7 protein-coding genes are annotated in these 9,657 nt (G+C 67.0%); 5 read left to right on the top strand and 2 right to left on the bottom strand.

Translation table 11 applies throughout. The annotated features are described in order from the left end of the window. Positions 1 to 2 precede the first annotated feature (2 nt). Both ACQPYH_RS08705 and ACQPYH_RS08710 read right to left on the bottom strand, forming a co-directional pair. Positions 3 to 605 carry a TetR/AcrR family transcriptional regulator gene (locus ACQPYH_RS08705; protein WP_432888842.1) on the bottom strand — a complete coding sequence of 201 codons (603 nt, stop codon included), beginning with the start codon at positions 603 to 605 and terminating at the stop codon, positions 3 to 5. A gap of 1,196 nt (positions 606 to 1,801) precedes the next feature. After that, positions 1,802 to 3,253, bottom strand: a complete 1,452-nt coding sequence (locus ACQPYH_RS08710) for an amidase (protein WP_432888844.1) — start codon at positions 3,251 to 3,253, stop codon at positions 1,802 to 1,804. Positions 3,254 to 4,020: 767 nt separating this feature from the next. Between ACQPYH_RS08710 and ACQPYH_RS08715 the strand changes: the two genes are divergently transcribed. From ACQPYH_RS08715 to ACQPYH_RS08735, 5 genes are read left to right on the top strand one after another with little or no spacing between them, the layout of a single operon-like run. Continuing rightward, complete coding sequence (locus ACQPYH_RS08715) at positions 4,021 to 5,823, top strand: ABC transporter substrate-binding protein (RefSeq protein WP_432888846.1); 1,803 nt, start codon at positions 4,021 to 4,023, stop codon at positions 5,821 to 5,823. After that, on the top strand, positions 5,820 to 6,842 hold the full coding sequence (locus tag ACQPYH_RS08720) for an ABC transporter permease (RefSeq protein WP_432888848.1): 1,023 nt from the start codon (positions 5,820 to 5,822) through the stop codon (positions 6,840 to 6,842). Before ACQPYH_RS08715 ends, ACQPYH_RS08720 begins: the two co-directional genes overlap by 4 nt. Continuing rightward, positions 6,839 to 7,723 carry an ABC transporter permease gene (locus ACQPYH_RS08725; protein WP_432888850.1) on the top strand — a complete coding sequence of 295 codons (885 nt, stop codon included), beginning with the start codon at positions 6,839 to 6,841 and terminating at the stop codon, positions 7,721 to 7,723. The genes ACQPYH_RS08720 and ACQPYH_RS08725 overlap by 4 nt, the downstream gene beginning before the upstream one ends. Next, positions 7,723 to 8,673, top strand: a complete 951-nt coding sequence (locus ACQPYH_RS08730; protein ID WP_432888852.1) for an ABC transporter ATP-binding protein — start codon at positions 7,723 to 7,725, stop codon at positions 8,671 to 8,673. The genes ACQPYH_RS08725 and ACQPYH_RS08730 overlap by 1 nt, the downstream gene beginning before the upstream one ends. After that, entirely contained in the window at positions 8,667 to 9,602 is a 936-nt protein-coding gene (locus ACQPYH_RS08735) for an ABC transporter ATP-binding protein (RefSeq protein WP_432888854.1), read from the top strand. Before ACQPYH_RS08730 ends, ACQPYH_RS08735 begins: the two co-directional genes overlap by 7 nt. The last annotated feature ends 55 nt before the right edge of the window (positions 9,603 to 9,657 follow it).

The raw sequence follows: 9,657 nt of genomic DNA on the forward strand, positions 1-9,657 counted from the left end.
GATCACTTCTCCTGTTTCCGAATCTTGTCGATTTGTTCCGGAGTGAGTAGCGGGATCGTGAAGACCTCCATCAAGGCCTTGCCGATCCGGTTGTAGCCCGCAGGGGTGGTGATGTCCTCGCCGAGCGCCTTCGAGACCTGATCGCGCAGGATGAAGACACTCAGCTTGATCGCGGCCAGCGCGGCGGCGTACCCGCGGGGATCGTTCGGCTTGATGCCGTAACTGCCGGCCCACGCCTCGACCGCATCGACCCCTTCGAGGAACAGCGCGGTCGCGGTCTCGGAGCCGTCCATCATCGAGCGAACGATGTAGATCTGCAGCGGAAACGCGATCGGATGGAGCAGGAGCGGATCGAGCCCGGTGAGATCACCGTCCTGCGTGAGCTCAGCGCCGATCTGGATCATCCGATCCTTCGCGTACCGATCGCAGGCCTCCCGCAACGCCTCCTTCGACCCGAAGTGATGCCGCACGAGCCCGGACGACACCCCCGCCTCCGCAGCGATATCCCGAATCGAAGCACCCTCGATCCCACGCTCCCCGAACAACCGGATAGCCGCATCCCGAATCCGAGCCCGCGCCGTGAGGTCCTCTGCCGCTCGATCCATCACCAACTCCTCTCCCTACACACAACAGCAAACTACTACACAACCGTGTAGTCAAGCCGAATACGGTGATGAAGGTGGTGGTTGTGTGGTGAAGGGTGGTGATGTGGTGAAGGTGGTTCCCCCCGCGTGCTTCGCAGGCGCTTCCTTCCTCGCTCCGCTCGTCAGCGTGCCTGCTACGCGCGCTCCCGCCCGCCCCCGGCTCAGCGCCGTGCATCCCTTCCGGGCTATCGCCGGACCGTGCCGGCTGCCGCCGGGGTTTCCGGGCTATCGCCGGACTGTGCCGGCTGTCGCCGGGATCTGCCGGCTGCCGCCGGCGAGTTGCGAGCTGCCGCTGGCGAGGTGACTGCTTGGTCGCGGTCGTTCGAAGGGTGGGCCGTGTGATGTGGTGAAGGTGGTTCCCCCCGCGTGCTTCGCGGGCGCTTCCTTCGTCGCTGCGCTCCTCAGCGCACCCGCTCCGCGCGCTCCCGCCCGCCCCCGGCTCATCGCCGTGCATCCTTCCGGCTGCCGCCGGGGTTCCGGCTATCGCCGGACTGTGCCGGCTTATCGCCGGGATCTGCCGGCTGCCGCCGGCGGGTTGCGAGCTACCGCTCAGGGCGACTGCTGGCGCCGTCCTTGGGATAGCGGGTCGTGGTGATGTGGCGAATGTGGTTTCCCCCCGCCTGATTCGCACGCGGGTCCTTCGTCGTCGCGCTCCTCAGCGAGTCTGCTGGCGCTCTGCCGCCGCCCCCGCCTTTAGCGCCGTACATCCTTTCCAGCTGCTGCCGCCGGCTATCGTCGGGACCTGCCAGCTGCCGCCGAGATCTTGCGAGCTGCCGCTCGCGGGGTGACTGCTTGGCACCGTCCACTGACGAGTTGGCCGTCATGATGTGGCGAGTGTGTGAACCTCCGCGTTGATCAACTCGTCTCTCGTCAGACCGGCGACCGTCCATCACACCTGGACGATGAACGGTCGGCGATCAGGCGACTGACCAGTTCCACGGGGTGCCCGCAGGGGGAGGCCGTTCGGCTCGTGAACGGCGGGATGGACAGGCCAGCCATGCCTGTCACGTCGCCATCGTGTGCGACAGGTGTTGCCGTCGTTCGGGGTGCGTGCGGTCTGCTCGTCGGTTGGGCGGTGATCTGTCAGGCGAAATCCAGTTCGCATCAGACGCGGAGGCTTCGCGTCTGATGCGAACGCGGTCTGGTTGTCGAGGTGACTACCTGGGTGGCTGGAAGCCGCCGAGCTTCTGTTCGAGGAGTTCGGCGAGGCGTAGCGGGGTGCGGTCTTCGAACATTGGGCCGATGAGCTGGACCCCGACCGGCAGGCCCTCGGGGGACAGGCCCGTTGGGATGGCGGTGGCGGGGAGGCCGGGCATGGTGGGGAGGCCGGCCCAGGCGAGTTGGTCGAAGTACGGGTAGGCGGCGCCGTCGATGTCGAGGCGGCGTTCGAGCGGATTGGGGTTGTGGTCGTGCGGGAACGCGGGTGTCGGCGTGATCGGGCACACCACGGCGTCGAACTCGGCGAAGAGCTGTCGCCAGCCGTGGCGGTGGATCTCGCGACGGTTGTTGGTCTCGATCCAGTCGCGGTGGCTGAACACCATCGCGCGCAGCCGCACCGCGTCGAGGCTTTGGTCGTCTGCGCTCAGTGCGGCGGCCCGCATCCTCAGCTCCTCGTAGGCGTCGACGGGGAAACGCGCGACCGAGCCCGAGAACAGCAACTGCATATAGATCATGGCGGCTTCGGTCAGATCGGGCAGCAGCGGAGTACGCCGTTCGACGCGGGCGCCGCCGTCGGCAAGCGCGTCGGCCACCCGGTTCACGCCCGCCCGCACAGCGGATCCGGTCGGGATGAGCGGATGCTCGTCGATCACCAAAACCCGGAAGTCGCCGAGCCGCTCGTGGCGCGCGGGCGGCAGCGTCACGTCGTACGCCTTGCCATGCGTCAGCGGGTCCGGTCCGGCCATGACGTCGAGCAGGAGCATGAGGTCGCGGGCACTGCGCGCCATCGGACCGACGACGGCGAGGTCGATGTCCACCGGCCATGCTGGTCCCGGCGGTGCGACCATGCCGCGGGTTGCTGCTAGGCCGAGTGTCGGCTTGTGCGAGTAGATGCCGCAGAAATGCGCGGGAGTACGCAGCGAACCGGCGAGGTCGGAGCCGATGGACAGCGCGCCGAATCCCGACGCGAGCGCCGCCGCTGATCCGCCGGAGGAGCCGCCCGACGTACGGTCGTGATCCCACGGATTGTTGGTGGTGCCGTAGATCTCGTTGAAACTCTGGATGTCTTGCAAACCCAATGGCACGTTGGTCTTCCCCAGGATCACCGCACCCGCGGCCTTCAGTCGCGACACTTGTAAGGCGTCCTCGGCCGGCACAAAGTCGCGGAACTGCGGCATGCCCCAGGTCGTCGGCAGCCCAGCCATGTTGTACGACTCCTTGACCGTCACCGGAATCCCGAGCAACGGCCGGTCCTCACCGCATGCACGCGCTGCGTCCGCGTTGCGCGCCGCGGCCCGCGCGCGGTCGAAGTCCGGCAGACAGATCGCGTTGATCGCTTTGTCGTCGCGCTCGATCCGGGCAATCGCGTCATCGGTCAGTTCTCTCGAAGTCACTTCACCGGCACGCAATGCGGCCAACAACTCTTCGGCCGTCTGAAAGATCCACTCCATGAATCCGACGCTAACGACCCCCGAACCAAGCCACGAAATACCAATTCCCGCAACGCAATAGGTCAACTCATCACGGTGCCCTCGGCCACAGAAGTCCGCCGACCGCGCCCCATGGCGACGCACCGGCCTGGCCGAGTCCCAGGATCCGGCCAGGCCGACCTCGATCGCGGCGCGTCTACGGAGCTGGCCCCGCCGCAGGCGCCCCAGCTCGAGTGCCGGGCCAGATGCATCTCCAGGCGGCGAGCCACACCGGGTGGAAGATAACCAGCGCGGGCCCGTCGCCGCGGCGCGTCCCGAGCTGGCTTCTGCTCGACCCGGCGTCGGCAACGCAAGCATCGTGTCCACTAGCCCACCCCGGCCAAGCAACACCCACGATGAAGCGTCCCCACGCAGACCGGCCTCCCAACGCCGGCGCGAGCAGTCACCCGCGAGCGGCAGCTCGCAACTCGCCGGCGGCAGCCGGCAGATCCCGGCGCTAGCCGGAAACCCCGGCGGTAGCCGGGAGGGATGTACGGCGCTGAGCCGGGGGCGGGCGGGAGCGCGCGAAGCGGGTGCGCTGAGGAGCGCAGCGACGAAGAAAGCGGCTGCGGAGCACGCGTGGGGCGACCAGTTCACACGCGGGGATCCACCCTCCAACTGGACCAGTTCCGACCGGTAAGAAGGTTACTTCAATGTGACAAAGGGTCGTAGCTTGTTGACAGAGGGGTGGTTGCTGGTGTGGTTTCTTCCCCAGACACCAACACCGGCTGGGGAAGGTGGGGCGGCCCATGAGGAAGCTGTTGGCGGGGCTGGCGGCGTTGTGCTTGCTGGGTGTGGTGCCCGGTACGGCGTACGCGCGGCCGCAGGAGGATGCGCCGAAGAAGGTCATCAAGATCGGGGTGACGCAGTCGGTCGACTCGATGAATCCGTTCTTGGCGGTGCGGCTGGTGACCGGCTCGATCCAGCGGATGATCTACGGCTTCCTCACGGTGCCGGATTCGAAGACGCTGCAGCCCAGTCCGGACCTCGCCGAGTCCTGGACGACGTCGCCGGACGGGCTGACCTGGACGTTCAAGATCCGGCAGGCGAAGTGGTCCGACGGGCAGCCGATCACGGCCGACGACGCGGCCTGGACGTTCAACAAGATGATCACCGACGACGGCGCCAAGACCGGCAACGGCCCGGCCGTTGCGAACTTCCAGAGCGTCACCGCGAACGGCCAGGAGCTGACGATCAAGCTCAAGACCCCGCAGGCGTCCATGCTCGACAATCCCGTCCCGATCATGCCCAAGCATGTCTGGGAGAAGGTCAAGAACATCTCGGAGTACGACGCTGAGGTGTACCCGACCGTCGGCAGCGGACCGTACGTCGCGGTCGAGCACAAGAAGGACCAGTTCGTGCGGCTCGAGGCGAACCCGCAGTACTGGCGTGGGCGGCCGAAGATCGACGAGCTGCAGGTGATCTTCTACGACAATCCGGCGGCGTCGATCGTCGGGCTGAAGAAGGGCGACATCGACCTGATCGGGCGGCTGAACCCGCCGGACTTCGAGTCGTTGAAGGGCGATGACAGCATCGTCCAGTGGAACACGCAGGGCCGGCGGGCGGCGTACCTGCAGATCAATCACGGCGCGACGACCAGCGACGACAAGCCGATCGGCGACGGCCACCCGGCGCTCAAGGATCCCAAGGTCCGCACCGCGCTGCACTACGCGATCGACAAGCAGAAGCTGGTCGACGAGGTGCAGGGCGGCCTCGCGAAACCGGCGGACGGGTCGATCATTCCGCCGCTGTACAAGGACTTCTTCTGGGAGGCGAGCGGCGCCGAGAAGGTCACGTTCGACCTCGCGAAGGCCAACAAGATCCTCGACGACGCGGGGTACAAGAAGGGTCCTGACGGCGTACGGACGATGCCGGACGGGTCGCGGAAACTGCAGTTCCGGTTCAGCATCCACACCGATACGCCGATCGAGGACAAGCTCGCGGAGTACCTGACGGGCTGGTTCAAGGAGATCGGCATCACGCTGACCACCAAGCGGCTCGACTCCAGCAAGTTCACCGAGGAGACCGGTACGACGGCGCTCTTCGACATCGCGATCAGCGGCTGGTCGGTGAACCCGGATCCGGAAGAGGTGCTCGGCACACACCTCTGCAGCCGGCGCCCGACCGCGAATGGCCAGGGCGGCGGCACCGAGTCGTTCTACTGCGACCCGAAGTACGAAAGCCTGTACCTGCAGCAGCAGAAGGAGCTCGACCGGACCAAGCGCGCCGACATCATCAAGAAGATGGAGGAGCGGCTGTACGTCGATGCGCCGGTGATCGCGCTGTACTACCCGAACGATCTCGAGGGCTATCGCAAAGACCGGATCGCCAGCATCACGCCGATCCCCGAGGACAAGGGCCTGCTGTACGGCGGGTCCGGGTACTGGCCGTTCTACACGCTGGAGGCGGTCTCGAAGGATGGCGCCACGGCCGAAAGCGGTGGGATGGGCGGTGGCGTGATCGCGGGCATCGCGGCGGCCGTGGTCGTCGTACTGATCGGTGGGTTCTTCGTACTGCGACGCCGTCAGGGCGCGGCCGACGAGCGCGAATGACGGTCACGGTCGAAGCTCCTGAGCGGAGCACTGCTCGCCACGGTCTGCTGCGCTATGCGGCGACCAAGGCGGGCGGGGCCCTGCTCAGCATCGCGATGGTGATCGTCGCGACGTTCTTCCTGTTCCGTCTGCTGCCCGGCGATCCGGTCAGGGCGTTGGCCCAGGGACGGAACATGACGCCGGAACAACTGGACCTGGAACGCGCTCGGCTCGGGCTCGACAAGCCGATCCCCGAACAGTTCTTGCACTTCGTCAAACAGACCCTGCGGTTCGATCTGGGCATCTCGTACGAGTACAAGCGGCCGGTGGTCGACCTGATCGGCGAGCGGATCGGGGCGACGCTGCTGCTCACCGGTACGGCGTTGGTCATCGCGGTCAGCCTCGGCCTGTGGCAGGGTGCTCGCGCCGGATGGAAGCCGGGCAGCCGGTTCGACAAGCTGTCGACCGCGATCTCCCTTGTCCTCTGGTCAGTTCCGACGTTCTGGCTCGGGCTGTTGCTGCTGATGGTGTTCGCGGCCGGGATCGGGCCGATTCCGGGGGTCTTCCCGACGCGCGGCAGTTCGAGCGTCGACAAACCCGACGGGTTCGCCGGCGTGCTGGATGTCGGCGTACACATGGTGTTGCCGTGTCTGACGCTCGTTGCGGTCGTCTATGCGCAGTACCTGCTGGTGATGCGGTCGTCGGTGATCGACGAGGTCGGGCAGGACTACATCACGACGGCGCGGGCCAAGGGTTTGCGCGATGACGACGTACGCCGGAAGCACGCCGTACCGAATGCGCTGCTGCCGACGGTGACGCTGGTGTTCATGCGGATCGGATTCGTGGTCGGGGGTGCTGTGACGGTCGAGGCGATCTTCAGTTGGCCGGGGCTCGGGCAGCTGTTCTACGAAGCGATCCGGGTGCCGGACTTCACGTTGATGCAGGGAACGTTCCTGCTGATCACGGTCTCGGTCATCCTGATGAACACGCTGGCGGACGTCATCTATCACTTGCTGGATCCGCGGGTGAGGTCGGCATGAGCAACGTGACCTGGGTACGTCGACGTCGCGCGGCCGGGCGGTTCTGGTCCGACTTCCGCACGCACCGGGCCGGGGTCGCCGGGCTGGTGATTCTCGCGGTGGCCGTCGTACTGGCGTTGATCGCGCCGCTGTTCATCGACGCCGGCGTGACGAACGTGGTGTCGGGCACCGGCGCGAAGCTGGCGCCGCCGAGTCTCGACGATCCGCTCGGGACGGACGAGTCGGGACGTTCGGTGCTGCTGATGATCTGGTGGGGTTCGCGGACCTCGCTGCTGATCGGGTTCCTGGCGGCCCTGCTGAGCATGGTGATCGGGACCGTGCTCGGGATCGCGGCCGGGCACTTCCGAGGGTGGGCCGGCGCGGTGATCCTGCGGGTGACCGACTGGTTTCTCGTGCTGCCGTCGTTGGTCACCGCGTTGGTGCTGGCCGCGATTCTCGGTGGTTCGACGGCGACGATCATCGTGGCGATCGGGGTGACGTCGTGGCCGTCGACGGCGCGGCTGATCCGCGCGCAGACGCTGGCCGTCGAGGCACGCCCGTACATCGAGAGGTCGCTGGCGCTCGGCGGCGGGCACTGGCACATCACCACCCGGCACGTGCTGCCGAACGTCGCACCGTTGCTGTTGGCAAGTACGACGCTCGAGGTCGCGAGCGCGATCGTGACGGAGTCGACGCTGGCGTTCCTCGGCGTGAGCGCGAACAAGACGTCGTGGGGGACGATGCTGCGAGGCTCGTACGACTGGGGCGCGGCAACTGCCGGAGCCTGGTGGTACATCTTGTTGCCGGGTCTCTGCATCGTCATCGTCGTGATGGCTTTCACCTTGTGTGGAAGGACTCTGGAGACAGTGCTCAATCCGCGCCTACGAACCGGGGGAGCCTGATGCTCGAGGTGGACGACCTGACCGTGAACTACAGCATCGGGTCCGGTGATGTGCCTGCTGTGCGGGGTGTGTCGTTGTCGATCGCCGCGGGCGAGGCGGTCGGCCTGGCGGGCGAGTCGGGGTCCGGCAAGTCCTCGGTGGCGCTGGCGTTGCTGCGCTTGCTGCCGCGATCGGCCGTCGTCGGCGGACGCATCCTGCTCGACGGCGAGGATGTGCTCGCGATGAAGTGGGGCCGGCTGCGCGCCGTACGCTGGTCGTCCGCCTCGATCGTGTTCCAGGGCGCCCAGCACGGCCTCAACCCGGTCCAGCGAATCGGTGACCAGATCGCGGAGCCGCTCGCGGTGCATCGGCTGGCGTCGGGCTCGGCTGCCGCCTCAAGAGTGCGGGAGTTGCTCGAGCAGGTCGGGCTGCCGGCCTGGCGAGCTCGCAGCTATCCGCACGAGCTGAGTGGTGGCCAACGGCAACGAGTCATGATCGCGATGGCGCTTGCTTGCTCGCCGCAACTGATCATCGCCGACGAGCCGACGACAGCGCTCGATCTGATGGTCCAGGCGCAAGTACTCACGCTCATCCGCGAGCTGATAGCCTCACACGGGATCTCGCTGCTGATGATTTCGCACGACCTGTCGGTGTTGGCCGACGTCTGCGACCGCCTCGCGGTTATGTACGCCGGGCGTCTGGTCGAGCTCGGCCCTTCGTCGGGCGATTTCCATCATCCGTACAGCCAGGCGCTGGCCGCTGCGTTCCCGACGGTCGGCGATCCGGCTTCGCGCCTCGCCCCGCAGGGGTTGGCCGGAGATCCACCTGATCCGCAGCAGTTGCCGGGCGGGTGCTCGTTCCATCCGCGCTGTCCGGTCGCGATCGAGACGTGCGCGACGTCCGACGTACAGCTGCGTCCGGTCGGCGACAGAACCGCCGCCTGCATCCTGGTAGGGAGTGACTCTTGCTAGAGGCAACTGACCTGCATGTCGAGTTCTCCGGCCGCAGCGGTCGGCGCGCCCGTGCCGTCGACGGCGTCAACCTCTCCATCGGCGCCGGCGAGATCGTCGCCCTCGTCGGCGAATCCGGCTGCGGCAAGACCACCCTCGCCCGCACTCTCCTCGGCCTGGAACGGCCCACCGCCGGCCAGATCGCGTATGACGGCACGCCGCTCAACTACTCCGGCCGCGCCCTGAAGGCGTTCCGTCGCCAGGTCCAACTCGTCCTCCAGGACCCGATGGGCTCGCTCAATCCTCGGCACACCGTCTACGAAGCAGTTGCTGAAGGCCCCCGAATCCACAACCTCCCCGACGAGGAATCTGTCGTCTCGTCGGCCCTCTCGCGTGCCGGCCTGCGCCCGCCCGAGCGCTTCTTCCACCGCTATCCCCACGAACTCTCCGGCGGTCAGCGCCAACGCGTCGTCATCGCCGGTGCACTCGCCCTCGACCCCAAGGTCCTGATCGCCGACGAACCCGTCGCCTCCCTCGACGCTTCGGTCCGCGGCGAGATCCTCTCCCTCATCCTCCGCCTGCGCGACGACCTCGGCCTCTCCGCCCTGGTCGTCACCCACGACCTGGGCCTGGCCTGGAACATCGCCGACCGCGTGGCCGTCATGTACCTCGGCCGCATCGTCGAGTCCGGCCCCACCGAAACCATCCTGACCAATCCCCAACACCCCTACACCCAAGCCCTCCTCTCCGTGCTCCCCGAATCCCCCCAACGCATCATCCTCACCGGCGAACCCCCCGACCCCACCCACATCCCCACCGGCTGCCGCTTCCACCCCCGCTGCCAACAAGTAGCCACCAACAACGCCACCCGCGCCTGCACCACAACCCCACTACCAATCCTCCCCGCCACCCCGACCCCCCAAGTCGCCTGCCACCTGATCGCCGGCTAGCTCCGCCCCACGCACTGGGTGGTTCTGGTGGTTGACAATAGTTAACAAATGGTAG

The sequence above is a fragment of the Kribbella sp. CA-245084 genome (assembly GCF_050942355.1).
GTDB lineage: Bacteria > Actinomycetota > Actinomycetes > Propionibacteriales > Kribbellaceae > Kribbella.

Excerpts from the sequence above, each read along its gene's own strand:
- ACQPYH_RS08710 (WP_432888844.1), bottom strand. The coding sequence starts at position 3,253 with ATGGAGTGGATCTTTCAGACGGCCGAAGAGTTGTTGGCCGCATTGCGT.
- ACQPYH_RS08725 (WP_432888850.1), top strand. The coding sequence starts at position 6,839 with ATGAGCAACGTGACCTGGGTACGTCGACGTCGCGCGGCCGGGCGGTTC.
- ACQPYH_RS08705 (WP_432888842.1), bottom strand. The coding sequence starts at position 605 with ATGGATCGAGCGGCAGAGGACCTCACGGCGCGGGCTCGGATTCGGGAT.
- ACQPYH_RS08730 (WP_432888852.1), top strand. The coding sequence starts at position 7,723 with ATGCTCGAGGTGGACGACCTGACCGTGAACTACAGCATCGGGTCCGGT.
- ACQPYH_RS08720 (WP_432888848.1), top strand. The coding sequence starts at position 5,820 with ATGACGGTCACGGTCGAAGCTCCTGAGCGGAGCACTGCTCGCCACGGT.
- ACQPYH_RS08715 (WP_432888846.1), top strand. The coding sequence starts at position 4,021 with ATGAGGAAGCTGTTGGCGGGGCTGGCGGCGTTGTGCTTGCTGGGTGTG.